Source organism: Pseudolysinimonas sp. (genome assembly GCF_039912695.1).
Classification (GTDB): domain Bacteria; phylum Actinomycetota; class Actinomycetes; order Actinomycetales; family Microbacteriaceae; genus Pseudolysinimonas_A.
The window spans coordinates 47,385-73,629 of the sequence record NZ_JBDSPJ010000004.1; the positions used below are offsets into that span (position 1 = coordinate 47,385).

General features: G+C 66.5%; 19 protein-coding genes and 1 pseudogene. 12 read left to right on the plus strand and 8 right to left on the minus strand.

Annotated elements, in window-relative coordinates; translation table 11 throughout:
- Positions 1 to 5: 5 nt before the first annotated feature.
- The 4 genes from ABIR17_RS01850 to ABIR17_RS01865 all read left to right on the plus strand — a co-directional run bounded on the left by ABIR17_RS01850 (position 6) and on the right by ABIR17_RS01865 (position 6,093).
- Positions 6 to 3,182, plus strand: a complete 3,177-nt coding sequence (locus ABIR17_RS01850) for a hypothetical protein (RefSeq protein ID WP_348002655.1) — start codon at positions 6 to 8, stop codon at positions 3,180 to 3,182.
- Positions 3,183 to 3,207: 25 nt separating this feature from the next.
- On the plus strand, positions 3,208 to 4,521 hold the full coding sequence (locus ABIR17_RS01855) for an O-acetylhomoserine aminocarboxypropyltransferase/cysteine synthase family protein (RefSeq protein ID WP_348002656.1): 1,314 nt from the start codon (positions 3,208 to 3,210) through the stop codon (positions 4,519 to 4,521).
- A 4-nt stretch (positions 4,522 to 4,525) separates the two neighbouring features.
- Positions 4,526 to 5,098, plus strand: a complete 573-nt coding sequence (locus tag ABIR17_RS01860) for a CoA-binding protein (RefSeq protein ID WP_348002657.1) — start codon at positions 4,526 to 4,528, stop codon at positions 5,096 to 5,098.
- Positions 5,099 to 5,220: 122 nt separating this feature from the next.
- Positions 5,221 to 6,093 carry a sulfurtransferase gene (locus tag ABIR17_RS01865; RefSeq protein WP_348002658.1) on the plus strand — a complete coding sequence of 291 codons (873 nt, stop codon included), beginning with the start codon at positions 5,221 to 5,223 and terminating at the stop codon, positions 6,091 to 6,093.
- Between the two features lie 9 nt (positions 6,094 to 6,102).
- Here ABIR17_RS01865 and ABIR17_RS01870 read toward each other — a convergent pair whose 3' ends face one another.
- The gene (locus ABIR17_RS01870; RefSeq protein ID WP_348002659.1) at positions 6,103 to 6,660 is read right to left on the minus strand and encodes a hypothetical protein; all 558 of its coding nucleotides are present in this window, start codon (positions 6,658 to 6,660) and stop codon (positions 6,103 to 6,105) included.
- Positions 6,657 to 8,471, minus strand: coding sequence for a DUF255 domain-containing protein (locus ABIR17_RS01875; RefSeq protein WP_348002660.1), 1,815 nt, complete (start codon positions 8,469 to 8,471; stop codon positions 6,657 to 6,659). The genes ABIR17_RS01870 and ABIR17_RS01875 overlap by 4 nt, the downstream gene beginning before the upstream one ends.
- A 61-nt stretch (positions 8,472 to 8,532) precedes the next feature.
- Between ABIR17_RS01875 and ABIR17_RS01880 the strand changes: the two genes are divergently transcribed.
- Positions 8,533 to 9,294, plus strand: a complete 762-nt coding sequence (locus tag ABIR17_RS01880) for an MBL fold metallo-hydrolase (protein WP_348002661.1) — start codon at positions 8,533 to 8,535, stop codon at positions 9,292 to 9,294.
- Positions 9,295 to 9,307: 13 nt separating this feature from the next.
- Here ABIR17_RS01880 and ABIR17_RS01885 read toward each other — a convergent pair whose 3' ends face one another.
- A complete protein-coding gene (locus ABIR17_RS01885) occupies positions 9,308 to 10,144 on the minus strand; it encodes an aldo/keto reductase (protein WP_348002662.1) in 837 nt (278 codons plus the stop codon).
- 53 nt (positions 10,145 to 10,197) lie between these two features.
- Here ABIR17_RS01885 and ABIR17_RS01890 point away from each other — a divergent pair, with 53 nt between their 5' ends.
- The 6 genes and pseudogenes from ABIR17_RS01890 to ABIR17_RS01915 all read left to right on the plus strand — a co-directional run bounded on the left by ABIR17_RS01890 (position 10,198) and on the right by ABIR17_RS01915 (position 19,256).
- Complete coding sequence (locus tag ABIR17_RS01890; protein WP_348002663.1) at positions 10,198 to 10,536, plus strand: metalloregulator ArsR/SmtB family transcription factor; 339 nt, start codon at positions 10,198 to 10,200, stop codon at positions 10,534 to 10,536.
- A gap of 12 nt (positions 10,537 to 10,548) precedes the next feature.
- Positions 10,549 to 11,532, plus strand: a complete 984-nt coding sequence (locus ABIR17_RS01895; RefSeq protein WP_348002664.1) for an SRPBCC family protein — start codon at positions 10,549 to 10,551, stop codon at positions 11,530 to 11,532.
- A 19-nt stretch (positions 11,533 to 11,551) separates the two neighbouring features.
- Positions 11,552 to 15,337, plus strand: a complete 3,786-nt coding sequence (gene hrpA, locus ABIR17_RS01900) for an ATP-dependent RNA helicase HrpA (RefSeq protein WP_348002665.1) — start codon at positions 11,552 to 11,554, stop codon at positions 15,335 to 15,337.
- A 129-nt stretch (positions 15,338 to 15,466) separates the two neighbouring features.
- Positions 15,467 to 18,073, plus strand: a complete 2,607-nt coding sequence (locus ABIR17_RS01905) for a hypothetical protein (RefSeq protein WP_348002666.1) — start codon at positions 15,467 to 15,469, stop codon at positions 18,071 to 18,073.
- A 36-nt stretch (positions 18,074 to 18,109) separates the two neighbouring features.
- Positions 18,110 to 18,532: a nitroreductase/quinone reductase family protein gene (locus tag ABIR17_RS01910; protein ID WP_348002667.1), complete on the plus strand. Its 423-nt coding sequence runs from the start codon at positions 18,110 to 18,112 to the stop codon at positions 18,530 to 18,532.
- A 59-nt stretch (positions 18,533 to 18,591) separates the two neighbouring features.
- Positions 18,592 to 19,256, plus strand: a pseudogene (locus tag ABIR17_RS01915) (aspartate/glutamate racemase family protein).
- Positions 19,257 to 19,262: 6 nt separating this feature from the next.
- Here ABIR17_RS01915 and ABIR17_RS01920 read toward each other — a convergent pair.
- From ABIR17_RS01920 to ABIR17_RS01935, 4 genes are read right to left on the minus strand one after another with little or no spacing between them, the layout of a single operon-like run.
- Positions 19,263 to 19,811 (minus strand): hypothetical protein, encoded by a 549-nt coding sequence (locus ABIR17_RS01920; RefSeq protein WP_348002668.1) that lies wholly within the window; start codon positions 19,809 to 19,811, stop codon positions 19,263 to 19,265.
- A 6-nt stretch (positions 19,812 to 19,817) separates the two neighbouring features.
- The gene (locus ABIR17_RS01925; RefSeq protein ID WP_348002669.1) at positions 19,818 to 20,816 is read right to left on the minus strand and encodes a ribonucleotide-diphosphate reductase subunit beta; all 999 of its coding nucleotides are present in this window, start codon (positions 20,814 to 20,816) and stop codon (positions 19,818 to 19,820) included.
- Positions 20,817 to 20,847: 31 nt separating this feature from the next.
- Entirely contained in the window at positions 20,848 to 20,958 is a 111-nt protein-coding gene (locus tag ABIR17_RS01930) for a ribonucleotide-diphosphate reductase subunit beta (protein WP_348002670.1), read from the minus strand.
- Complete coding sequence (locus tag ABIR17_RS01935) at positions 20,955 to 23,405, minus strand: ribonucleoside-diphosphate reductase subunit alpha (RefSeq protein ID WP_348002671.1); 2,451 nt, start codon at positions 23,403 to 23,405, stop codon at positions 20,955 to 20,957. Before ABIR17_RS01935 ends, ABIR17_RS01930 begins: the two co-directional genes overlap by 4 nt.
- A 339-nt stretch (positions 23,406 to 23,744) precedes the next feature.
- Here ABIR17_RS01935 and ABIR17_RS01940 point away from each other — a divergent pair, with 339 nt between their 5' ends.
- Complete coding sequence (locus tag ABIR17_RS01940) at positions 23,745 to 24,953, plus strand: MFS transporter (protein WP_348002672.1); 1,209 nt, start codon at positions 23,745 to 23,747, stop codon at positions 24,951 to 24,953.
- Positions 24,954 to 24,956: 3 nt separating this feature from the next.
- Here ABIR17_RS01940 and ABIR17_RS01945 read toward each other — a convergent pair whose 3' ends face one another.
- Positions 24,957 to 26,243, minus strand: a complete 1,287-nt coding sequence (locus tag ABIR17_RS01945) for an MFS transporter (RefSeq protein ID WP_348002673.1) — start codon at positions 26,241 to 26,243, stop codon at positions 24,957 to 24,959.
- Positions 26,244 to 26,245 lie beyond the last annotated feature (2 nt).

The window sequence follows — 26,245 nt, forward strand, 5'->3', positions numbered from 1 at the left end:
TTCCCATGCACAAAAATTCACGCATCGCCGCAATGGCGACGGCCTTTGCGCTGCTGACCGGCGGCATCCTTGCGGGCGGAGCACTGTCGGCCAACGCTGACAACGGCCTCGAATTCACGACGACGACTGTCACCTGGACCGGTGCCGCGTTCGCCGTGTCGGGCACGGCCGACGGCGCGAACACGGGCGGGATCGAGATTCATGACGGGGCCGACGAGACGGGCACGCTCCTCTGCTCAACCGCCTACGCGGACCCCTGGACCTGCAACATCTCCTTTGCGCCCGGCACCCACACAATCACCGCCTATCAGGCCCCGGGCCTCGGCCCGGCGAGGACCGCCACCGAGGTACTGACCGTCGTCCCACCCCAGCCGACGTACACCAGCGGTGACCCCTACAACGTGACGACCGGCAACACCGCGACCTTCAGCGGCCTAACGACCGCGCCGAATGCGACAGTCTGGGTCGACGTTCCCTCGGTCGGCAGCTGCAACATTGGCCCCTACCCGACCGCCGGCACCGCGTGGAGCTGCGGCTTCTCGGTGTCCGCGGCCCCCGGCGACTGGGCAGCCGCCTACTACCAGGTGTCCGGCGGCGTCGAGAGCACGCACGGCGGCTTCACCTTCCACGTCGACGCGCCCCCGGCGTCTGCGCTCTCGGTCACCTCGCCGGTGGCCGACGACGTGCTGATCGCGAATCCCGACGACTCGTTGACGATCACCGGTACAGGGGACCCATCCAGCACGGTTGGCGTCTACTACGACGGAGAAGTGACGGCCTGCTCGAACGTCGCCGTCGACGCGGGCGGCAACTGGACCTGTCTGGGAACGATCCCCCCGGGACTTCATTCGGTCGACGTCTACGACGGGGTGACGGCGAGCCCGGGCGTTTCGTTCGAGATCATCCTTCCTGCCCCCGACCTGTCGGGCCCGGCGACCTACACCGCAGGTTCCGGGGTGACGGCGTTCACAGGCACCACGACGTACCCCGGTGCCTCGACCCGGGTGACGCTGTACCAGAACGGTGACGGGATCGGACCCGAGGTCGCGACCGCGGAATGCCCCGACAACGCGAGCACGTTCAGCTGCGCCGTAGACCTCACGGGCTTGACCGACGCAAGCTACGTCGTGCGCGTCGAGCACTTCTTGCCCCTGGGTGAGGGCATCCGCAGCGCCTTCTTCGACTCGTATCTCGGGCTGGACCCGGGAACACTCACCTGCAGCTACGGCCCGGCGTCGGCGACGATCACCGGCGGACCGTCGATTTACCTCCTGACCCCGTGGGCCGGTCAGGGCGAGGGCCCGTACTACCTCGCGCCGAACATCCCGTGCGGCGGCAACGCGGGCACCACCTTCCCCGAGGGCACCGGCTTCTACGACCAGTTCCTCGCCGACTGCTCGCCGACCTGCGCGCTCACCGGGCTCGCACCCGGCGCCTACGAGGTGTACGCGAGCCTGCCTGACGAGAGCTCGTACGACTACGTCTTCACCGTGCCGAACACCCCGTCGATCGGCACAGCGGTGAGCACGGGCACGACCGTTGCGATGCGCGGCTCCGGTACGGCAGGCGACCGCATCCGCATCGTCAACAACGCGGACAGCCAGCTCTGCACGACGATCGTCACCGGACTCGGCGCGTGGGCCTGCTCGTTTACTTCGACCTCGTCGGTCGCGGCTCGCGCTCTCGACATCGACGCGGCGTCCGGCGCCATGTCGGCCTACTCCGCGACCAAGCTCATCACGATCGTTGCGCCCGCTCCCGCGCCTGGAACGCCCGAGGTCACACCCCCCGTTCTCGAGGATTGGGTGCTGACGTTCGACGGAGACCTCAGCAAGCTCAAGCCCGGTGATCACTTCTCGGTTACCTTGGCGGGCATCCCGGCCGGGTGGACGGTGCAACTGATCATGCACTCCGATCCCTACGTCCTGGGAACCGTCGTATCGACCGGTTCCCCGATGAAGCTCAACCTCGTCGTACCCCAGGACATCGACGGCGGAAAGCACACCCTTCAGGTCGTGGCAACAACCCCGCTCGGCACGAACTACTTCAAGAATCTGGATGCCAACGTCCTCGTCTCGGCCACGACCGGCGACCCCACTCCCGCACCAACCGATCCGGGAACGGGCGACCAGAACGGTGCTGGTGATCGTTCGCAGCCGGGTGGGCCCTCCGCGTTGACCGGGTCCATTGCGACGATTGCGGATATTGCCAGTAACCCGATCACGGTTGCGTTCGCGAGCCTTCTGGCGTTGGCCCTGTTGCTGCTGGTGGCACTGCCCACCGAGTTGCTGAACTCCTCCCTGGAGTCCAACTCCTCACGTCTCGGACGCGGTTACAGCGCGATCGACCGGACGTTGAAACGTGCCCAAGCCTGGTTCATCAAGACCACCCGCTCGCCAGCACTCGCGGCGGCAGTGATCGTGACCGTGATCTCGATCGTCTACGGCTTCATCGACCCACACTTCGGCTTCGACCTCGTGTCGCTGCGACTCGTCCTGTCACTCGCGATCGCGTTCTTCATCCTCAGCTACGGCGCATCCTGGCTGGCCGCCCTCATCGTGCGCCGATTCTGGGGAGCGATGGCGGTCGTCCAACTGCAACCCACCATCATCCTGTTCGCGATCGTCGGCGTCATCGTCGCCCGCATCCTGGACTTCTCACCCGGCTTCCTCATCGGCATCGCGATCGGCCTTGAAGTACTCAACGCGAGTCGCAAAGTCGCCGCCCGAGCCGTCATGGTGCAACTGGGTGTCATCGCATCCCTCGCCCTGATCGCCTGGATCGCCTACTCCCTCTTCACCCCCGGGAACGACTTCTTCGGAATGCTCACCGAAGACGCCCTCGTCGCCACCACCGCCGAAGGCCTCACCGGCGCCATGATCGCGATCTTCCCCCTGCGATTCCTCGAAGGATTCGAACTCTGGGAATCCTCCCGACGACGCTGGATCGCCATGTTCATCGCCATCAGCATCCCCTTCGCCCTCATCGTGCTGCCCACCGCACTCGACGGCAGCGAAGTCCGCGACTACGGCATCTGGGTCATCGTCCTGGCCATCTTCGGCGCCATCAGCCTCGCCATCTGGTGGATCTTCGCCCGCGCCGACAAACGCGACGAAACCGCCGAAGAAGAAGCCCACCAAGAACATGAAAAGGCTCACTCGGGTAACGCGGAGAAACACTGATCGGGGCTGCCGATAATCTGGCGGGATGCCCGACAGCACTTCGCCGACCCACGACCGCGAGTACGGATTCAAGACCCGCGCCATCCACGCCGGGAACATTCCCGACGCGGTGAGTGGCGCACGCGCCCTGCCGATCTACCAGTCCAGCGCGTTCGTCTTCGATGACACCGCGGATGCCGCAGCCCGCTTCGCGCTTCAGAAGTACGGCAACATCTACAGCCGGCTCGCGAACCCGACGGTGGCCGCATTCGAGGAGCGGGTCGCGAGTCTCGAAGGTGGCCTCGGTGCGGTGGCCACAGCATCCGGTCTCGGCGCGGAGTTCATCACGTTCGCGTCACTGGCCGGTGCCGGCGATCACATCGTGTCGGCCGCCTCGCTCTACGGCGGCTCGGTGACCCAGCTTGACGTGACGCTGCGCCGCTTCGGAGTCGATACGACATTCGTCACCGGCACCGACCCGAAGGACTACGACGCCGTCATCACCGACCAGACGAAACTGATCTTCGCCGAGTCGATCACCAATCCGTCGGGCGACATCGCCGATCTCGAAGGCCTCGCCGAGGTCGCGCACTCGCATCACCTCCCCCTGATCATCGACTCCACGGTCGCGACCCCCTACCTCAACCGGCCGATCGAGTGGGGAGCGGATGTCGTCATCCACTCGGCCACGAAGTTCCTGGGCGGGCACGGCACGACCCTCGGCGGTGTCGTCGTCGAGTCGGGTCGCTTCCACTGGGCGAATGAGCGCTTCCCGCTGTTCGACACCGAGGTCGCCCACTACGGCGGACTCAACTGGCACGGCAACTTTGGCGAATACGCATTCCTGACCCGCCTGCGGGCCGAGCAGTTGCGCGACATCGGACCGGCCCTCGCCCCACATTCCGCCTGGCTGCTGGCGCAAGGCGTCGAGACCCTCCCCTACCGGATGCAGGCTCACGTCGACAACGCCCGCGCGGTCGCGCAGTGGCTGGATGCCGACCCCCGCATCGAGTTCGTCAACTGGGCCGGCCTGCCGAACCACCCGCATTTCGAGCGGGCGACGAGGTACTTCCCGAAGGGACCCGGTTCGGTGTTCTCGTTCGGCGTGAAGGGTGGCCGGCCTGCTGGCCAGACGTTCATCGAGAGCGTCAACCTCGCCTCCCACCTGGCCAACATCGGCGACGCGAAGACCCTCGTCATCCACCCGGCGTCGACCACCCACGCCCAGCTCAGCGAACAGCAGTTGCTCGACGCCGGGGTGCTGCCAGGACTCGTGCGCATCAGCGTCGGCATTGAGGATATCGAGGACATCATCGACGACCTCGATCAAGCGCTCACCGCGGCCTCGAAGGGAGAATAGCGACATGGCGACCGACACTCTCGAAACTGTCCAGCTCTCCAACGGGCTCACCTGCGACATCCCGTCGTCGTCTCCGCTGGCGAAGCTGCTGAAGTCGCAGCGCACCTGGGTGGGGCCGTCGGCGAAGGAACGGATGTCGATCCTGCAGAAGGCGAAGACCGTCGCGATCGTTGGCGCCTCGCCGAACGTGACCCGGTCGTCGTACTTCGTCGCGACGTACCTCGACCAGTCGAGCGACTACGAACTGTTCTTCGTCAACCCGATGGCCGATGAGATCCTCGGCCAGAAGGTCTACAAGAGCCTCGCCGACCTGCCCGTCGTGCCCGACATCGTCGACGTGTTCCGCAAGGGCAGCGACATCCCGGCGGTTATCGACGAGGTTCTCGCGATCGGCGCGAAGACCATCTGGGTGCAGCTCGGCATCTGGAACGAGGAGGCTGCGGTCTACGGCGAGTCGAAGGGTTTGACGGTCGTCATGGACCGCTGCATCAAGATCGAGCACGCCCGCTTCCACGGTGGCTTGCATCTGCTCGGCTTTGACACCGGCCAGATCACGGCCCGCAAAGTTCTGCGCTAAAGAGTTCGCGCGCGCCAATCGGCGCGCTTGAAGCACTCGCGCGCGCCAATCGGCGCGGATGGACGTTACCTTGCATTGCGGTCGCGACCGCGACCAGAGGGGCGCCGAGTTAGCGTGGGCGCATGCCCGGACCCGCGTTGCCGTCGACCCTGGTCTCAGCCCAGTGGCTGGCCGATCACCTGGGTGCCGATGACCTCGTCGTCGTCGACGCGTCGGTCGTCTCGTTCACTCAGCCCAACGGCAAGGCGGGGTCACTCAGCGGCCACGAGCAGTACATCGCCGAAGGGCATATTCCCGGCGCGGTGTTCGCCGATCTGATCGACGAATTCTCGGATCCGAACGGCGCCTTTCCGTTCACCCGGCCCGACGCGGCCCGATTCGCCGCCGCCGCGGGAGCCCTCGGGATCGGTACCGACACCACCGTCGTGATTTATGACACTGCGGTCGGCCAATGGGCGTCTCGCCTCTGGTGGTTGCTGCGCGCCTGTGGACATGACAACGCCGCGGTTCTCGATGGCGGGTTCACCGCGTGGAGCGCCGAAGACCGGCCCGTCGACCGCGGCCACGTCGAACCTGTCGCGACCACCTTCACCGCTGTCGAGCGACCCGACGCCTGGGTCGACAAGGCCGAGGTCGAACGGGTGATCAGAGGCGAAGTGGATGCGGCGCTGGTCTGCGCGGTGCCGCCGAAAGAGTTCACCGGCGAGACTCCGTCGCGCGCCCGAGCGGGACACATCCCCGGGTCGTCATCCGTTCCTGCGGCGCGCTTGGTCGACCGCGAGGCTCGCACGGCGCTCCCCGACGCACAACTGCGCGAACTGCTGTCCCCGGTTCTCGGCGCGCCCCGAATCATCGCCTACTGCAACGGGGGGATTGCCGCGACGGCCGCCGCTCTGCAGCTCATCCGCCTCGGCGAGAAATCGGTCGCGATCTACGACGGCTCACTCAATGAGTGGGCTGCCGACCTCGAGGCTCCGCTCGCGACGACCCTCTAGCGGCGCGCCCTAACTGAACTGGTTGCCGATCCCGTTGTCGGCCTTTTGGTCGATGCCGTCGCCTGCCGTGACCGTGTTGGTGTTGCCGTCGATGATCACCGAGTGGATCGTCTGCTCGGCATTGACCAGGTTCTGGTCGCCACGAATGTGGAGCGTGCCGAGGGTCACGACGTCGATCTCGTCGCCCTGGCCCGAGAGCTGCACGTCTCCGAGGTGTTCCCCGCTGAGTCTCGCGCCATTGCCTCGGATCACGAGATTCTCAATCGAGCCGAAGGAGACGTCGATGTTCGAACCCTCGATCGTCACGGTGGTGCAGTCGCCCAGCGCATAGGTACCCGCCCTGTTGATCAACAGGTTGTTGCACTCGGCAGACGTCTGCTGCGGAGGTGAGGTCGGCGTTGGTGTGGCGGTTTCGGTCGCGCTCGGCGACGGAGGCGGCGCATCGGTGGACGGAGAGCCCCCGCCCCCCACCAGAAAGTTGCTCGTGCAGCCGCCCAGAAGCAGCACCGCAAGGGCAGCGGGCATGAGCACGAGACGTGAGTTGCCTGCGGCCCGACGAAGAGTCATACCGCGAGCCTATCCGCGAGGCGCCCGGCATCTGAGAGCGGAGTTTCGCAGACGAACCGTTCGCACAGGTACGCGGTGGGCATCCCGCGGGTCGTGGTGCGATCCGCAAATAACTCGAAGCCCGCGAGCGCGAAGGCCGCCGCGCGATCATCGGTGACCAGTGCGAGCACGCGAACCGGACCACCCCACCGGCGCGCGACCGTCGCAAGAGAGGATGCCGGATCGCCAACGATCACGAGTTGCGCGACAGGTCGGGCCAGTCGCACCGCGATTGCGAGTGCTCCCCCGAACGAAATGGGCTGCTCGGTCGCCGCACGAAGGGCGGGGGCGGCGACAGTCTCGGCGATCACGCGGTGCTCATCCCGGCCGGTGAGGGCGGCCAGCAACAGGGCTGCATCGGCAAGCAGGGCACGCCCGGACGGGGTCGCGCCGTCCGAGATCTCGGGAGGCAGCGCGAGCCCGCGCGCGGCGAGAACCGCATCCGTTCCGCCGGGAGGCGCAATTACCTCCCCGCTGGCGCAGGCCTCGACCAGCGCTCGGGCGAGCGTCGCGTAACGCGGTTCGCCCGATGCCAGGGCGAGCCGAAGCAAGCCGCCGGCGAGCCCGCCGTAGTCCTCCAGGGTGGCAACGGCATCCGACGTGCTCCCCTCTCGGGATGCCCGCCGAAGTGGAGCGCGGTCGCCATGTACCGCGAGGAGGTCGTCGGCGCACTCGCGCGCGGCCGCGATCCACTCGGGGCGATCGAAACGCACCCCGGCGTCCGCGAGCGCGCCGATCGCGATGCCGTTGAGGCCGACCAGCACCTTGTCGTCGAGGCCGGGTTGAGGCTGGCGCGCGCGACCTTCGGCGTCGAGCGCGTAATAGCCCCCCTCGACCCGGACGCCGTCGACGTCGCTCTCGCTGTCTTGACCCGACGCGAAGCCACCCGGTACCCGCAGCACGTCGATCAAGAAACCTGCGATTCCCGCCGCCGTCAGCTGATCGGCGATCGCCGCGTAACAGGCGAGCAGCTGCGCGTTGTCGGTCAGCATCCGCTCGTAGTGTGGCTCGCTCCAGTCGCGCTGCACGGCGTACCGGAAGAAGCCGCCGCTGATCGCGTCGCGCAGCGGCGATGCCGCCATCGCCCGCAACGTTCGTTCCGCCAGCGAGCGCGCTTCGGCGGACCCTTCCTCCAGCAGGAAGGCGAGCACCGGCGTCGTGGGAAACTTCGGGGCCGAGCCGAAGCCGCCGAACTCGGAGTCCTCCAGACGGGCCAGGTCGTGCACCGCGACGGTGAGCGCCGCGCCGTCGATCTCGACGCCTGCACTGGTGTCGCGGGGAGCGGTCAGCGCTTCGAGGACCGCGGCTGAGGTGGCTTCCACCTCGTGTCGACGGTTCACCCAAGCGTCCGAGATCGCCTCGAGAACCTCGCGAAAAGCCGGAACCCCCTGCATCGGGCGCGGCGGAAAGTAGGTGCCGGCATAGAAGGCGGCACCCGCCGGCGTCGTGAAGACGGTGAGCGGCCAGCCGAGCGACGGGGTGAACGCGCTCGCCGCGGCGAGATAGGTCGCGTCAACATCCGGATGCTCCTCGCGGTCGACCTTGATTGCGACGAATCCCGCATTCAGTTGCGCGGCGATCTCAGGGTCCGAAAAGCTCTCCCGCGCCATGACGTGACACCAGTGGCAGGTCGCGTACCCGATGGAGATCAGCACCGGAACATCGCGGCGAACGGCCTCGGCGAACGCGGCCTCACTCCACGGCCACCAGTCGACGGGGTTTCCGGCGTGGGAGCGCAGATAGGGGCTGAGCGCCCCGGCGAGGCGATTCATTCCGCCGTCGACCCGCTACATCCCGCCTCACGAGTCAGGTCCGCCGTCATAGGCTCACCCTATGCCGGGGCTCGCCGTGACCTATCTCGGAGGACCCACGGTTCTTCTCGACTACGCCGGGGTGCGGTTCATCACCGACCCGACCTTCGACGAACCGCGCTCCTACCCCGACCCCGGCGCAACCACCCTGGTCAAGACCCAGGGACCTGCGATCGCTCTCGCTGACCTCGGGACGGTGGATGTCATCCTCCTCAGCCACCACGAACACGAAGACAATCTCGACACCCTCGGCACTCAACTCGTCGCCTCCGGAGTGCCGACCTTCACCACCCCCTACGCAGCTGCGGGGCTCGCACTCCCCCGCGTGCGTGGGCTCGCGACCTGGGAATCGACCACCCACCCGGGCGGCGTCACCGTCACCGCGGCGCCGGCGTTGCACGGCCCTCCCGGCAGCGACGACGTGGTCGGCCCGGTCACCGGCTTCGTGCTGAGCTCACCCGGACAGCCCACCGTCTACGTGAGCGGCGACAATGCGGCGCTTGATCTGGTGCGCGAAATCGCGGCACGGTTCGACATCGACATCGCGGTGCTCTTCGCCGGCGCCGCACGGGTGCCAGAGATTCCGGCGGCGCTCACCCTCACGAGTCGCGATGCGGCCGAAGCCGCGCAGATTTTGGGTGCCTCGCGAGTGATCGGGGTGCACACCGAAGACTGGGAGCACTTCAGCGAGAGCCGTGCCGACCTCGAAGCAGCCTTCACGGCAGCCGGGATCGCCGACCTGCTGGTGGAGACCCCGCGCGGGATCTCCGTCAACGTCGACTAGGTGTTACCGACGGTTACGCGTTACCCACGACGTCGGGATGCCCGCCGACCCGGTTGTCGGCCTCGAGTGCGTCGATAGCCGCCAACTCTTCGCCTGACAGCTCGAAGCCGAACACGTCGAAGTTCTCTCGGATGCGGTCGACCGAGTTCGACTTCGGAAAGACGATGAGCCCCGACTGGAGGTGCCAGCGAATAACGATCTGCGCCGGAGTGACGCCGTGCGCGGTGGCCGCCGCCGTGATCGGGGCGAGCCCGAACAGGTCGTACTTGCCCTGACCGAGCGGACCCCAGGACTCGATGCGCATGTCGTGCTCAACTCCCCACGCGCGAATCTCGCGCTGCTGGAAGGTCGGGTGCAACTCGATCTGGTTAACCGCCGGCACCGTTTCGGTCTCGGCGAGGAGGCGATCGAGGTGCGGAATCTGAAAGTTGGAGACGCCGATCGAGGTGGTCTTACCGTCATCCCGAATCTGTTCCATCGCCTGCCACGACTCGACGTACAGGTCGCGCGCCGGCGTCGGCCAGTGGATGAGGTAGAGGTCGACCTTGTCGAGTTGCAGCTTCGCGAGGCTCAGGTCGATCGCGTCGTGAGCCGATCGCGTGCCCTGGTCGGGGTTGGCGAGTTTCGTGGTGATGAAGAGCTCGTCGCGGGGAATGCCGGATGCCGCGATGGCGCGCCCGACGCCAACCTCGTTGCCGTAGATCGCGGCGGTGTCGATGTGCCGGTAGCCGGCTTCTAGGGCGTCACTGACGATGCGTTCGGCCTCGTCGGGTTGGACTAGGAACACTCCGAATCCGAGCTGCGGGATGGAGTTGCCGTCATTGAGCGGGATGCGAGGTACCTGGGACACACCGTCAGCCTATGGGTTGACGGGTCCAGGCTCCTGCGCTAACGTACAACCAAATGGTTGTAGATACCGAACTCAGCGACGCAGAGGTGGATGCCGTCTTCCACGCTCTCGCCGACCAAACGCGACGCGACATCCTGCGCCGCACCCTGTCGGGCGAGGCGTCGGTCAGCGAACTCGCTCTCAGCTACGCGATGTCGTTTGCGGCGGTGCAGAAACACGTCGCCGTGCTGGAAGGAGCGGGACTCGTGACCAAAGAAAATCGCGGCCGCACGCGCATCGTGCGCGCCGACCCCGAGACGATCGCACGCGCCCAACGCCTGCTCGACAGCTACGCCGACCTCTGGCGCGACCGGATCGGCCGGCTCGACGCCCTGCTTTCCGAAGACGTTTAGAAAGGAATCACCATGCCCGTCACCTCAGTTAGTACCGACGCCGAGGCGCTCACCCTCACGCTGGTCGCCGAATTCCCGGTTCCGGTCGAGAGGCTGTGGGAGGCCTTCGCCGAACCGCGCAAGCTCGAGCGGTTCTGGGGTCCTCCCGGCTATCCGTCGACGTTCGGCGAGTACGACTTCCGCGCAGGCGGCGCCGCTCACTACCGAATGACGAGCCCGGAGGGCGAAGCGTTCTACGGGCTGTGGAAGTTCGGTGCGATTGACGCGCCCCACGCGATCGACCTCGTCGACTGGTTCGCTGACGCCAACGGAGTGGCCGTGCCCGGCATGCCCGCCTCGCGAATGGCACTGCGGTTCGAGACGACGGCCGACGGATGCCGGCTCACGACGGTCACGAACTTCGACACCGCCGCGGACCTCGAGAAGGTCGTCGCCATGGGAGTCATCGAGGGCTCGACTCAGTCGATGGCGCAGCTCGACACCGTGCTCGCCGACCTGCGCGAGTACGCGCTCGGCAAGGGCACCCAGGTCGAACTGATCGACGACGTGCATGTACGGATCACCCGCGCGTTCGAGGCGCCCCGCCACCTGATCTGGCGTGCGCACACCGAACCTGAACTGATGCGGCAGTGGCTGCTGGGACCCGACGGCTGGCAGATGACGGTGTGCGAAATCTCGACTGCTCCCGGTGGCTCGTACCGCTACGCCTGGACCCCCGGCGATCCCGCCCTCGGACCGGGGTTCGGTTTCGAGGGCGAGAACCTCGTCATCGAACCCGAGCGCCGTCTCGTCTCGACCGAGCGCATGACGGGACTCGACGCCCCTGGCACTGTCAACGACCTGTCATTCGCCGAGGACGGCGGCGTGACCCTCCTCACGCTCTACATCACCTACGCCGACCTGGCCCAGCGGGACATGATCCTCGCCACCGGGATGACCGACGGTATGGAGACCAGTTACCAGCGGCTCGAACGGGAGCTGCTGCCGATCGGCTGAGCCATAAGCTGGTCGGCTCATGCCTCATCCCGACCTGAAGATCACCTACCCGCCGGAGCTGCCCGTCAGCGCCATGCGGGACGAGATCGCGCGCACGATTGCCGCCCATCAGGTGGTGATCGTCGCGGGCGAGACCGGGTCGGGTAAGACGACGCAGTTGCCGAAGATCCTCCTCGATCTGGGCCGCGAGAAAATCGGGCACACGCAGCCCCGCCGCATCGCCGCCCGGAGTGTGGCCGAACGGATCGCGTCCGAACTGGGCGTCGAGCTCGGAGGACTTGTCGGCTACCAGGTGCGGTTCGACGACAGGTCTGCGCGCAACACGGTCGTCAAAGTGATGACCGACGGCGTGCTGCTGGCCGAGTTGCAGCGTGACCGCGACCTCAAGCGTTACGACACGATCATCATCGACGAGGCGCATGAGCGGTCGCTGACGATCGACTTTCTGCTCGGGTATCTCGCGCAACTGCTCCCGCGTCGCCCCGAGCTGAAGTTGGTGATCACCTCAGCGACGATCGACCCCGAGTCGTTCGCCCGCCACTTCGCCTCGGCCGACGGCACCCCCGCCCCGATCATTGAGGTGTCGGGCCGCACCTACCCGGTCGAGATCCGCTACCGACCCCTTACCGTCGACAAGATTCAGGATGACGGAGACGATTTCACCGATCCGGCAACTGATTCGTCGTTCCAGCCTGAATCTCAGCGATCTGGAGTCGACGCCGGCGAACCTAAGGACCTGTTCGACGGGATCCGGGATGCACTCGACGAACTCGAACGCGAAGCGGCCGGCGACGTGCTGGTGTTCCTGTCGGGTGAGGCCGAGATCCGCGACGCGCAGGATGCCCTCTCCTCCCGCCCGCACACCGAGGTTGTTCCCTTGTATGGGCGCTTGACTGCGGCCGAGCAGCATCGGGTCTTCGACACCAAACGGGCTCCCGGCATCCGTCGTCGCATCGTGCTCGCCACCAACGTCGCCGAGACGAGCCTCACGGTGCCGGGGATCAAATACGTGGTGGATGCCGGCTCCGCCCGCATTTCGCGGTACAGCCCGCGCTCAAAGGTGCAACGGCTGCCGATCGAGGCGATCAGCCAGGCCTCAGCAAACCAACGTGCGGGTCGCGCGGGGCGAACGAGTGACGGGATCGCGATTCGGCTGTACTCCGAAGACGACTACACGCGGCGGCCGGCGTTCACCGATCCCGAGATTCTGCGCACCGACCTGGCGGCGGTCATCCTGCAGATGATGGCGCTCGGGCTCGGCGAAATCGAGGCGTTCCCGTTCCTCCAGCCGCCCGACAAGCGCGGAGTGCGCGACGGTCTCGATCTGCTGGCCGAACTCGGCGCCGTTGAGGGTGGTCGGCTGACCAATACCGGCCGGATGCTGACGCAGCTTCCGGTCGACGTGCGGTTCGCACGAATGCTCGTTGCCGCGAAGGGCAACGGCGTCGTGCGCGAGGTGGCCGCAATCGTCGCGGGGCTGTCGATCCAGGATCCGCGTGAACGGCCGCTCGAGAAGCGCGGACATGCCGACCAGTTGCACGCGCGCTTCGTCGACCCGACGAGCGACTTCATCACGCTGCTCAACCTCTGGAATCACCTCGAGAAGGAGCAGAAGGACCGCAGCGGCAGCGCATTCCGCCGGATGTGCAAGGCCGAATACCTCAACTACCTGCGGGTGCGCGAGTGGCAAGACCTGTACAGGCAGATCGTCCGCGCCGCCAAGCCCTTGGGGATTGCGCCGGGCGAACAATCGACGGACGCCGACGGCATCCATCGATCGCTCCTCGCCGGACTGCTCAGCCGCCTCGGGATGCGCGACCGCGAGAAACGCGACTACCTCGGTGCTCGCGGGCAGCGTTTCATCGTGTTCCCGGGATCGGCGCTCGCGAAGAAGACCCCAGAGTTCGTGATGGCGGCCGAGCTGGTCGAGACCTCCCGACTGTTCGCCCGCACCGCCGCCGCAATCGATCCGGTCTGGGCCGAGAAGATCGCCGGCGATCTGGTCAAGCGCTCGTTCTCAGAACCGCACTGGGAGAAGAAGCAGGGTTCGGCCGTGGCCTACGAACGCCTGACCCTGTTCGGGCTGACGATCGTCGCGCGCCGCAAAGTGCAGTTGGGCAGGATCGACCCGGTCGAGGCGCGCGAGCTGTTCCTGCGGTACGCGTTGATCGAGGGCGACTGGCCGTTCTCGATCGCGAAGAACGGACTGTACGACTTTGATCGCGCGAACCGGGCGCTACGAGCCGAGCTCGGTGAGGTCGAAGAGCGCACCCGGCGACGCGACATCTTGGTTGACGACGAAGCGGTGGTCGAGTTCTACGACGCCCGCATCCCAAAACCGATCACCGACGTGCGCGGCTTCGAGCGCTGGTGGAAAGACGCCCGGGCAGAGACTCCCGCACTGCTCACGATGACCCGCTCCGACCTTCTCGAGGTGGACGACGACCCGGTCGCCCGTGATCCCGACGCCTTCCCCGACCGGTTGCACGGCTTCGCCCTGACGTATCGCTTCGAACCCGGCGCTGCCGACGACGGCGTCACCGTCGAGATCCCCGTCGAACGGCTCGCCACCGTCGACGCACAACCGTTCGAGTGGCTCGTGCCGGGTCTGCGCGAAGAACTCGTCACCGCGCTGCTGAGGGCGCTCCCGAAGGCGATTCGCAAGAACGTGGTTCCGGCCGCCGATTGGGCGCGGCGGTTACTCCCCGCACTCGATCGCGAACTGCCTCTGCTGCCCGCGCTCGCCGCCGCGATCCGCGCCGCGACGCACGCGGTCGTCGATCCCGCCGCCTTCGAGCTCGACCGGGTGCCGGCGAACTTGGCGATCACCTACGCCGCCGTCGACGGTCGCGGCACGCGGCTGGGCGCGTCGAAAGATCTCGCCGAGTTGAGAACGCGGTTCGCCGAGAAGACCCGTGCGACGGTCGCGAGAGCCGTCGCCGTCGCAACCCCCGGGCGAGAGCTCGAACGCGCCGGGCTGACCACGTGGGACTTCGATGAACTCCCGGCTGTCGTCGAGGCCGGCGGCGTGCGCGGCTACCCCGCCCTCGTCGACGCGGGGTCGTCGGTCGGCATCCGGGTGTTCGCCACAGAAGACGAGGCACTCGCCACTCATCCTCGCGGGGCGCTGCGACTGCTCGCGCTCACGGTGCCAAGCCCCGTCGGCTATGTGCGCGACCACCTCACCGATGCGGAGAAGCTCGCGCTCGCCGCGAGTCCGTACCCCTCGACCGCTGCGCTCTGGGACGACGCCCTGCTCGCGACCCTCGCAGCTGCGGCGGGAGACCGCGCGCCGCGCGACAAACCGGCATTCGAGAGCCTGAGGGCCGAGGTGTCGGCCGGGCTCGTTGACGCGCTGTTCGAGACCGTCGCCGTGATGGCCAAAGTGCTGACCGCGGCGCGCGAGGTCGATCGGGCGATCGCCTCGGCATCCTCGCTCGCCTTCATCGGGCCGCTCAGCGACGCGCGGGCGCAACTCGCGGCACTCGTGCATCCGGGATTCGCCGGGGTGGCCGGCATCCCGCGCCTCCGGCGGATGCCGATCTATCTGCAGGGAATTCTGCACCGCATCGCACGCCTCACCGACAATCCCGGCCGCGACCGGGCCTGGCAGACCGAGGTCGAGCAGGCGACGACGCTCTACCTCGATCACGGGGGCAAGCTGCCGCTCACGCCCGACGCTCCCGCCCGCCGGGCCGAGGTGCGCTGGATGCTCGAGGAGTTGCGGCTGTCGCTGTTCGCCCAGCACCTCGGCACCGCGGGACCGGTCTCGGTGCAGCGCATCCGCAAGGCCCTCGGCGCCTGACTCGCCGCCTTCGACGGCGGTGACGTTCCACCCCCGAGCCACCCCCGAGCCGGGGGCACTCCCACTGGGAGGCGCGGTGGACGGTCCCGCGTGCCTAACCTGACAGCGGAAAGACCGGGGGGCACTTCCATGCGCAACATCCTGCACCGCACCGTTGCGGCCGTCACAGCACTGATCATCGGCGCGGCCGGCCTCGCCGTCGGCGTCGCACCTGCGGCTGCCGACCCGGGAGGCATCCTCTGGATGGGCGGACCGGGAGTGTCGCCGGCCTCGCCGTACGCATCCGATCACGTCACCCTCTCGGTGAACGTACAGGGCCCGAGCGACAGCCCGTGCTCGCCCGCGAACGCGCCCACCCTCAGCTGGGACGACGGCGACGGCCGCGCCGGAACGCTTCCCCCACCTGGTTTCGACGGGATCTCCCTGGTGTACGTCGGAGACCTCGGCACCTTCCCGGCGGGCGATACGACGGTGACCGTCACGGCGAGCGGTGGGTGCGCGCAACCGGCCGACAGCGGGATTCCGCCGACGGTGGCGGTTTACTCCTTCACGGTGATCGCCGACCCACCCTGGCCGCCCGCGAACGATTCGCTCACGATTTCCGGCACCGTGCGGCAGGTGCACGACGGTGTCGCGACCCCGCTCCGCAATACCACCGTTGGGCTCTACTACGCCGGCGTGGGAGCCGCGGCGAGCGAGCCGCTCGGACCTCTGACGACGACCGATTCCGTGGGCCGCTACACGGTCAGCCTCTACGGCGATGTCGGCGGTCCCGATGTCGTTCTCGCGGTCTTCCCCGCCGACAGCGCGCCCGTCTTCTACCGCGCCGGTGCGACCGCCGCGTCGGGTTCGGCGACGACTGACCTCACCGCGACAGTGCTCTCCGCCGCAACGTGGGACACATCGGCGCTCTACGACGTCTACGTCGACTACGGGTACACGCCGGTCGCCGGCGGCTGGCCGTCGATCCCGACCCAACATCTGACGGCGGGCATCACCGAATACGACGAGCGCTTCGTTGCCAGCGGCGACTTCAGGGACTCGAATTGGAATGGCACGATCACTGTCGACGGACTCCCGCCCGGGTTGGATGCCAGGGTGTTGCAGCCGGGCGGAATCGGCACGCCGTTCATCGTGTGGATCACGGGGACACCCCTGCGTGACGGGACGGCGACGGTGCGACTCTCGGGAGTCGAGGTAACAGGCGCAATCCTGTACACCGACGTCGAGTTCGTCGTCGCCGCGCCGGTGTGCTCTCAGGTCTTCGACTCCTACGACCTCTCATTCCACGACACCGCCACGCGTTGGCTCGGGCTCTGCCGCTACGACGCGACGCTCCGTGACGCGCTCGGTCGCAACACCAGCCGGGCATCGGATGCCGTGGGCGCCTTCGCGGGCATGGGCGAGATCCGCGTCAACGGTGCTCGGGTCTGGGCCGAGGCGGCTTCCGACACCTTCGACGATGACGGAGACCGGTGGAGCTTCATCGACTACGACGTCGACGCCGGCCACGCCGGCCTCGTCGATGTCGCCGTCGTGCGGGCGATCAACGGCTCGACCGCTGTCTGGACCGTCACCGCGTATGTCGCCGGCACGTCGTTTGGCACCGTCGCGACCGACGCGTGGATCGAGCTAAGCGGCACGATCGGCTCGAACGGCTCTCCTGCGTGGTTCGCGGCGGGGCCGGCATCGCTGATCTCGACCGACACGCCTGGCTCTGGGCGCCCGGTCATCGTGCACGGCACCAACGGAACGTTCGCGCACGCCGTGACCGGCGACCCCGATCTCACCGTGGCCGGCGACGGATCGCTGACCTACACGGCGGCCATCGTCGACTACAGCGGATGCGCCTACCGCAGCGTTCTTGACACCGTCACGGCGGGGGCTGCGTACATTCTGGACCCGGCGCACGCGGGCCAGGAGTTCAGTCTCGAGGGCGAGGAGTGCGTGCCGATCTGGGACGGCACCGACGTCGTCGCCCACGTCGGTGACACGATCGACGTGACAGTGCGCGCCATCGCCGACGGACCGTTCTGGGACTTCGGTCTCGGGGGCACGAGCACCGCCGACTTCTCCGACGTGACGGGAGGCCTCAACGCGGAACTCGTCGATCAGGGCAGCTACGGCGTCGGACCCGGAGTGCGCATCTGGGGCACCGTCACAGCGGAAGGCGAGTTCGGCATCCCGATCACCGCGACCGACGGCGTCGTCGCATCCGGCGTCACTGCCTGGGTGCATCTGCTGCCGACCCTCCCGGGAGCCGATCCCGAGAAGAGCATGTCGATCGACCTCGACGCGGAGATCGGCGACATCGTCGCGGGCACCGAGGTGAACGTCAACGGCACCGGCCTCGCCGACCCGAGCACCTGGGACATCGTCGTGCACTCGACACCCCAGCTCATCGGCAGCGGATCGGCGGGAGCCGGAGGCACGATCGCGACGGCCGCGACGATTCCCGCTGGCCTCGAGGCCGGCTGGCACTCCGTGACCTTCACGGGCACCTGGTTCGATGCGACCGCGGCGACTGCGGTGCTCTGGTTCCAACTCGACTCGGCCGGCCGTCTCATCGCGACCTCCCGCATCCAGCCCGTGGCGAGCGGGCTAGCAGCGACTGGATCGGTCCAACAGCCGTCCGACGGTCTCCTCGGCCTGCTGCTGCTCGTCGCCGGCCTCGCGATGGTCGCCTCCCAGCGGCGCACCCGTCGCCTGAGACGGATCCGGAAGGCGCTCTCCTAGCCAGCGGGCGGAACGCTGACACGCCATCATGGGAGGGTGAGTGACTTCGCCAACTACAACGACCAGATGATTGCGGAGTTTCGCGCCAACGCGGGGGTCACCGGCCACTTTGGCTCGGGTCTCCTCCTCGTGCACTCCGTCGGCGCAAAGTCCGGCGTCGAGCGCGTCCATCCGCTCGCTGGGATCCCAGACGGCGACGGCTGGTTGATCGCAGCGTCGAAGGGCGGATCCGATGAGAACCCCGCCTGGTACCACAACCTGATCGCGAACCCCGACACGGTCGTCGAGATCCCGGCGGGCGATCATGTCGAGACCGTGCCGGTGCGCGCGAGCGAAGTACCGGTGTCGGAGCACGACGAAGCGTGGGGCAAGTTCACCGCGCGATCGCCGGGGTTCGCGGATTACGCGGAGAAGACGTCACGCCCGCGCATCCCGGTCGTTCGACTCAGCCGACGCTGACCCGACATCTCGCGCCGAGCTAGCGTGGACAGGTGAAGAGACTCGGACTGCTCGGCGGAATGAGCTGGGAATCCACCGCCCTCTACTACCGCGAGATCAACGAAGGCGTCTCGGCCCTTCTGGGAGGGCTGCACTCGGCTGATCTCGTGCTGGCGAGCGTCGACTTCGCGACCATCGAGCGGCTCCAGGTCGCTGGTGATTGGGATGCCGCAGCGGCGATTCTCGCGGCCCGTGCGCACGACCTCGAACTCGCGGGCGCCGAACTGCTTGTGCTTTGCACCAACACCATGCACCGGGTCGCCCCGCAGATCGAGGCGGCCATCGGCACCCGTTGCTGCATATCGCCGACCCGACTGGGGATGCTCTCATCGCCGGCGGCCACCGACGAGTCGGGTTGCTCGGCACCCGGTTCACAATGGAACAGGCGTTTTACCGCGATCGACTCAGCGACCGGTTCGGGCTTGACGTGCTGGTCCCCGAGGCGCCGGACCGCGAGACCGTGCACCGGATCATCTACGACGAGCTGGTGCTCGGCGTCGTGCGCGACGATTCCCGAGGCGCGTATCGGGATGTCATCGATCGGCTGATCGCCGCCGGGGCCGACTCCGTCATCCTGGGGTGCACCGAGATCACGATGCTGATCGGGGCCGAGGATTCCGCGGTGCCCGTGTTCGACACTACGGCTCTCCACGCGCAAGCCGCCGTCACTCACGCCCTCGCCTAAGCCGCCTCAGGACTTCTTGCGCGCGGCCTTCCGGGCGGCGAACTGCGCCTGCCGTTCGGTGCGCTGCCGCTCTCGGTACCCCGGGTCATCGACATGCAGGATGTCGTCGCCGCCCTGCAACTGAAGCACCGTCACGACGACGACTCCCAACGAGAGCACCACGATCGCCACCCAGAACACCCAAACCGGCAGTTCGTAGAGCTCGACCAGCTCCCAGGTCTCCTTCGCCGCGATCAGCGAGGCACCCCCGGAAACGATGAGCCAGCCGCGCGCCTTATTCATAAAGCCGACGACCTGGGAACGCTGATCGGCGGTCATCGTCGCGTACATCGTCTTCTGCTGAGCTTTCGCCCGCCGTCGGTTCTTGACGTAGGCGACCGGCGGCAGGATCCACCACCAGGCCGACACCTTCGGCGGTCCGGGTAACTGCGAGAGTTCGCTAAAGGCTTCCCGATCGATCTCTTCGTCGCGCAGCTCGATCGCCGCCTGCAGCAGTGGCCCGGCGACCAGCAACCACCCGCCGAAGAACCCGGCCCAGTGCAGAAGAGCGTCCATCGGGCGCTACTCCTTCTTGGGCCCCGACGACGCGGAAGCGTTCGACTCATACGAGGTATTCGTCGACTCGAAGAAGTTGACCAACTGCAGGGTGTCGTTCGCCGTCGCCATCCATTTCGCAGGGTTGGTGACGTTGTACTCCGGGTCGAAGCCGAGCTCTTCGAGGCGACGATCGGCCAGGTACTTCACGTACTGGTTGATGTAGTTCGCGTTGAGCCCGAGGATGCCGTTGGGCAGCAGGTCGTGGTTGTACTGCTCCTCCATCTCGACGGCATCGAGGATCATCTGCTTGATCTCGGCCGCGAACTCCGGCGTCTGAAGGTCGGGATTCTCGTCGAGCACGGTGAGGATCAGGTTGATGCCGAACTTCAGGTGCAGGCTCTCGTCGCGAACGACCCAGTCCATGAGGGAGCCGAAGTTGCGCAGCAGGTTCCGTTGCCGGAACGAGAGCGCCACCATGAAGCCCGAGTAGAACCAGATGCCTTCGAGGATGACGTTGTACGCGACCAGGTTGCGCACGAAATCCTGCTTGCCCTTGGTCGTCGTGATGTCGAGGGTCTCTTCGGTCATCCGGCGGATGAACGAGACCTCGAACTCTTCCTTGCGCGCCATCGAGGGCACGTCGACGTGAGCGTTGTACGCCTCGTTGCGGTCGATCGGGAAGGTCTCGAGGACGTACTCGAAGGACATGCAGTGGTTCGCCTCCTCCCACATCTGCTTCGCGAGGTAGAGGTGCGCCTCGGGAGCGTTGATGTAGGGGTAAACCCCGAAGGCGAGAGCCTTGTTGACGAGCAACTCGTTCGGGTTGAAGTACGACATCAGGAAGGTGATCGCGTGGCGCTCTTCATCCGTCATCTTCTTGAAGTCGGCGATATCTTCGCCGAGCTGAATCTCGTTCGGGAACCAGGTGTTCGCGACGGCCTGCTCGTACAGGTCCATCGCCCACTTGTACCTGACGGGCTTGAGGAGGAGCCCCTCGGAGATGCCGGTGCCCAGGATGCCCATGCTCAGTTACCTCCGGTAACGCCTACGGCGTTCACTGGCAGCTCTCGCACTGGAGGTCGTCCATCGGATCGACGGGCACCTCGTAGCCGTTGATCGAGGCCGTGTCGGTAGACACCGCGTAGGTGTCGAACGGGCCGGTCACTTGACGCCGCCGAATCCACGTCGCGCGGGCGCAGCCGTCGAGGGTGCTGGCGTCGAGCCCGTAACAGCGGACTCGGTCACCAGGGCAACCTGATCGAGATCTTCAGACTTGTTGACCTTGACCGTCGACTGCTCGGCCGTGTGGCGCGGCTTCATGTGCAGGTAGTAGGTCGTCTTCACGCCCCGCTCCCAGGCCGCGTAGTAGATGTCCATCATGTCGCCGAGGTCACGCGTCTCGAGGTACATGTTGCGGCTGATCGACTGGTCGATCCACTTCTGCGCGCGGGCCGCGACCTCGAGGAACGAGTACGGCGAGAGCTGGAACGACGTCTTGAACACGGCCTTGACGTCATCCGGAATCGAGTCGATGTTTTGGATGTCTCCCTGCGACCGCAGAATCTGCTCACGAACCGATGCCCACAGCCCGCGGGACTGCAGCGCCTCGACCAGGTTGCGGTTGACCTCGAGGAACTTGCCGTTGCTCGTCGCGCGGCTGAAGATCTGCGAGAACTGCGGGTCAAGACCCGGCGTGGTGCCGGCGACCAGACCAATGGATGCCGTGGGCGCGATCGCCATCAGGGTCGCGTTGCGCATGCCGCCCTTGACCTTCACGCGCAGGGCGTCCCAGTCGAGGCGCGTCGTGCGGTTGACCTTGATGTCGACGCCGCGGTCCTTCTCGGTGATCGCGATCGAGTCGAACGGCACGAGACCCTGCGACCAACCCGAACCCGCGAAGTTGTTGTACGAACCACGCTCGCGGGCCAGGTCGGCCGACTCGTCAATGGCGGCGTACGAGACGTGTTCCATGATCTCGTCCATGAGGTCGTAGGACTCTTCGCTCTCGTACGAGAAGCCCAGCTTCTCGACGACATCCGTGAAGCCCATGACGCCCAGCCCGATCGCGCGGTTCTGCTGGTTGGCGTGGTCGGCTTCCTTGACCGACGACTCGGTGATATCGATGAGGTTGTCGAGTTGACGCACCGCACTGCGGGCACTGGCGTCGACCAGATCCCAGTCGAAGCCCAGTGCACCGTCGGCGCCCACCGTGAGGTGCGTCGTCAGGTTGATCGAGGCGAGGTTGCAGACCGAGATGTTCTCGGCATCCTGCGGGAGGCAGATTTCGGTGCACAGGTTGCTGAGGTGGATCGTGCCCGTGTTGTTGTTGAGGGCACGGTTGTTGATCGTGTCTTTCCAGGTCAGCCACGGGTGGCTGGTGGTCTGCAGCGAGATCAGGATCGACTTGAACTGCTCGCGCGCGCCGATCTTCTTGAACATGTGCAGCTCGCCGGCCTCGGCCATGGCGACGTACTCGGCGTAGCGCTTCGAGAATGCGGCGCCGTAGAGCTCGTTGAGGTCGCTGACCTCGAGCGGATCGAACAGGTACCAGTCGTCGTCGTTCTGAACGCGCTTCATGAACTCGTCGCTGATCCAGACCGCGGTGTTCGCGGTGCGGGTGCGGCGATACGGGTCGCCCGAGTTCTGCCGCAGGTCGAGGAACTCGGGAAAGTCGAGGTGCCAGTTCTCCATGTAGAAGCACAGCGCACCGAACTTCTTGCCGCCGCGACTGACCGCCCGCAGCACGGAGTCGATCGTGTGCATGAACGGGATCGGGCCGGTGCTGGTCGTGTTGTTACTCCGGATGGGAGAACCTTGCGCACGCAGTTTGGTAACACTGAGGCCGATGCCGCCGGTGCCCTTGGTGAGCCACATCACGTCGCCGACCGACTTGGCGATGCTCTCCATGTCGTCCTGCATCTCCATGACGAAGCAGTTGGAGAGCTGCGGGAACGCGGTGCCGGCGTTGACCAGGGTCGATCCGGCCGCGACGTACTCGAGCTTCGACATCTTGTCGTAGAAGCCGATCGCGACCGTGGTGGGGTCGGCTTCGTTGAGCGAGAGGCCCATCGCGATGCGCATCCAGAAGAACTGGGGCACCTCAAGCGGGTCGTTGTTGCGGGCCTTGATGCCGTAGCGGTTGTTGAGGGTGACAACGCCGATGTACTTGAGCAGCTCATCCCGGCTCGGCTCAAGCGCAGCCGCGAGGCGGTCGAGGTCGTACAGGTCGGGGAATCGCGGGTCGAGCAGCTTCTCTTCGACGCCGCGCATGACGCTCGCGCGGAAGTGTTCGGCGTGCAGCGACTTCAGCTCGGCGGCGGTTTCGTAGTCACCGAGCACGCTCTTGTAGATCGTCTTCAAGAGAAGGCGGGCGGCGACGGTGTCGAACTGCGGGTCGTCTTTGACGTTCTGCAGGGCAACCTGGATGACGGCCTCATCCAGCTGCTGAGTCGTGATGCCGTCGAAGAGCGTGAGCTCGAGTTCCGACGCGATCTGAGTCACCCAGGTGATGTCGTCGTCGAGACCCTGGCTCGCGTGTTCGATGGCCAGGTTGATCTTGTTCGCGTCGTAGGGCTCGCGCTCTCCGTTGCGCTTGACGACCGTGATGCTCAACGCCGCTTCTCCATGACTCGTGCTCCTTCTGCGTCCTGAAGGACGCGTCCCCTGCGACCTCGTGAGTCGCTCGCGAATTCGGTTGTACTGATCCGGTGCAATGCCGGACTGTTCCGATCAATGCTGAAAATTCTGCCCAGCCGGCCGGTGTTGCCCTCCCCCTGGCCGGGAGGTTTGATCACTATATATCCGGGTACCGACAGGACTGGAACCACTACATCTAGTGGGCGTGTCGTCCACAGAATGTGGATAAGTCCGCGGACTTGTCCACAGTTTCCACAACCTGACGGGCGCTCGAGCCGCCTGATTTCGCGGTGAGATGGGTAATGTGGCAAGGCCGTGAAGACGTATGGAGAGTTGCTGCGCACGCCGGGGGTCGCCCGGCTTCTTTTTGCACAGCTTCTGGCCCGCTTCCCCGGCGGGATGCTGTCACTGGGCCTTCTGATCCATATCGAGGGGATCTTCCACTCGTATGGCGCCGCCGGTCTGGTACTGGCCAGCCTGAGCGTCGGGCAAGCGGTCGCCGGCCCTCTCACCAGCCGGTGGATGGGCGTGTGGCGGATGCGCCCGGTGCTGATCCTGACCACCTGCGTCAGCGCCTGCGCGCTGCTCACCCTGGCGTTTGCGCCGCTCCCGCTCACCGGCTTCATGGCGATCGCCCTCTTGACCGGGCTGTCGTTCCCGCCCATCCAACCGGCGGTGCGCACGATCTACCCGAAGGTCGTCAACAGCCGCCAGCTCACCCCACTTTTCTCGCTCGACGCCAGCGCGCAAGAAATCATCTGGGTCGCGGGACCCGTCCTGGTGACCTTCACCGCCACCCAGATCTCGTCGACTGCCGGCATCCTGCTCTCCTTCGTGTTTCTGGTCGGCGGCGGCGCGTGGTTCATCTCGAGTCCCGAGCTGGGGCGAGTGCGCATCCCGCGGTCGAAGCGACGGTTCGGGGCCGTCCTGACGCGACCGTCGGTGCTCGTCGTCACGGTCGTCGGGGTTCTGATCGTCGGATCGTTCGCGGCGATCGAAGCCGGAGTCATCGCGACGTTTGGCAACGGAAGTCCGCAGGCGGGAATCGTCCTGGCCTTCTTCGCGCTCTCGTCCCTGGGCGGTGGTCTCGGTTTTGGCCATCGGGCTGGCCGTCCGTGGTCGCTCGCTCTTCGCATGTGCGGCATCCTGATCGGCGCGCTGCTCGCGGCATTTGCGTGGGAGTTCTGGACCCTCTCCGGCGCCCTTTTGATCGCCGGCCTCATGGTCGCCCCGAGCCTCGCGGTCATGTTCGCCGCGGTGTCGTCGAGTGTGCGGTTCAGCGATACCGCTGAGGCCTATGGCTGGGTCGGAACGGGTCAACTGCTCGGTGCCGCCCTGGGTTCAGCCGTTGCGGGCTTTCTCATCGACGCGGCTGGGGCACACGGCGCGTTTTACACCTCGGTCACCCTGGCGGCGCTCGCGGTACTCATCGCCCTGGTGTTTCGTCGCGCCCTGCCTGACCTTCGGGGACGGGATGCGGGCCCCATTCCCGACACTGAGCCGATTCCCACCCAGCCCAGCTAGCGACTACTCCAGAACCGTGGGGTCGGTGGGCCCGGCCTCGGCTATGGGCGGCGCCGCGTCACCGTTGTCAACGTCCTCAGGGTTCGGCAGCCGCGAGATGAATCTGAAAAACAGGATTCCGGCGATCGTGGCCGCCCCGCCCCCGGCGATGAACGGCACCGCCAGGTCGATTCGCCCGAGCAGACCGCCGATCAGCGCACCCAGCGGCATGGAACCCCAGAGCACCGTTCGCCAACTGCCGTGCACTCGGCCGAGCAGTCGACCGGGGATGATGCTCTGCCGCAGGGAGATCACCAGCACATTCCAGGTCGTCACGCCCAGGCTCGAGAAAAAGTACCCCACCGCCGCGACCCAGATCGACGGCAGCAGCCCGATGACGAGGAGCGGCACGATCCCGACGAGATTGGCGACCGCCATCGTGCGGCCACTCCCGAACCGTTTCGCGAGCGGGGCGACCAGCAGTGAGGCTGCCAAACCGCCGAATGCTCCGGTCACCAGGAAAAGTCCGAAGAGCGGCGCGGGCAGCCCGAGATCATCGACCAGGAACAGCACGAACGATGCTGTCGCCGCCGAGAAGCACAGGCCGATGAAGGTGCTGAGGAAGAGCAGGATCACGAGCATCCGTCGGCCGAAGATGAACCGGAAACCCTCCGCCAACTGCTGATGCCAGGGCTCGCGCACCTCGGGTTTGGGTGTCGCAAATTGACGACCGGATGCCACGGCTGGCAGCGCAAGCGCGAGCGCAGCGGCGAGCGCAAACGCCGCCGCATTCACTCCCAACGGGATGAGCACGGTGACCGCGAACAGTGCCGACGTGATCGGAGCTGCCGCGAAATTCTGCACGACCACTTCGGCCGCCTCGATGCGACCGTTCGCCCGGGGCAGCAGCGCCTTCGGCACGATACTCGGCACGACGGCCCTAATCGCCCCGTCGTAGACGGTCTCGCCGACGCCATACAGGAAGATCACGACGTACAGCCAGAGGATCGTGAGAGTGCCGGTAGCTGCGAGCACGAAGAGTCCCACCCCGAGTAGCGCGCGCAGCGTGTTCGCGATCGCCAGGGCTCGCCGCCGGTCGACCGAGTCGACGATGAGCCCCGCCGGAATCGCGAACAGCAGCCACGGCAGCATCTGCAGTGCAGCAATACCGGCGATCAGGAGCGGGTCGCTCGTCAGCTGCACCGCGAGCAGCGGAGCGGCGGTACGGGCGATGCCGTCGGCGAGGCTCGAAGACAGGTTGGCGGTGAAGATATTGCCGAACGCGGCGCCCAACTTTTGCGTCTGGGCCACGG

Excerpts from the sequence above, each read along its gene's own strand:
- ABIR17_RS01860 (WP_348002657.1), top strand. The coding sequence starts at position 4,526 with ATGGCGACCGACACTCTCGAAACTGTCCAGCTCTCCAACGGGCTCACC.
- ABIR17_RS01850 (WP_348002655.1), top strand. The coding sequence starts at position 6 with ATGCACAAAAATTCACGCATCGCCGCAATGGCGACGGCCTTTGCGCTG.
- ABIR17_RS01870 (WP_348002659.1), bottom strand. The coding sequence starts at position 6,660 with ATGACTCTTCGTCGGGCCGCAGGCAACTCACGTCTCGTGCTCATGCCC.
- ABIR17_RS01865 (WP_348002658.1), top strand. The coding sequence starts at position 5,221 with ATGCCCGGACCCGCGTTGCCGTCGACCCTGGTCTCAGCCCAGTGGCTG.
- ABIR17_RS01875 (WP_348002660.1), bottom strand. The coding sequence starts at position 8,471 with ATGAATCGCCTCGCCGGGGCGCTCAGCCCCTATCTGCGCTCCCACGCC.
- hrpA (WP_348002665.1), top strand. The coding sequence starts at position 11,552 with ATGCCTCATCCCGACCTGAAGATCACCTACCCGCCGGAGCTGCCCGTC.
- ABIR17_RS01855 (WP_348002656.1), top strand. The coding sequence starts at position 3,208 with ATGCCCGACAGCACTTCGCCGACCCACGACCGCGAGTACGGATTCAAG.
- ABIR17_RS01925 (WP_348002669.1), bottom strand. The coding sequence starts at position 20,816 with ATGGGCATCCTGGGCACCGGCATCTCCGAGGGGCTCCTCCTCAAGCCC.
- ABIR17_RS01895 (WP_348002664.1), top strand. The coding sequence starts at position 10,549 with ATGCCCGTCACCTCAGTTAGTACCGACGCCGAGGCGCTCACCCTCACG.
- ABIR17_RS01920 (WP_348002668.1), bottom strand. The coding sequence starts at position 19,811 with ATGGACGCTCTTCTGCACTGGGCCGGGTTCTTCGGCGGGTGGTTGCTG.
- ABIR17_RS01880 (WP_348002661.1), top strand. The coding sequence starts at position 8,533 with ATGCCGGGGCTCGCCGTGACCTATCTCGGAGGACCCACGGTTCTTCTC.
- ABIR17_RS01905 (WP_348002666.1), top strand. The coding sequence starts at position 15,467 with ATGCGCAACATCCTGCACCGCACCGTTGCGGCCGTCACAGCACTGATC.
- ABIR17_RS01890 (WP_348002663.1), top strand. The coding sequence starts at position 10,198 with ATGGTTGTAGATACCGAACTCAGCGACGCAGAGGTGGATGCCGTCTTC.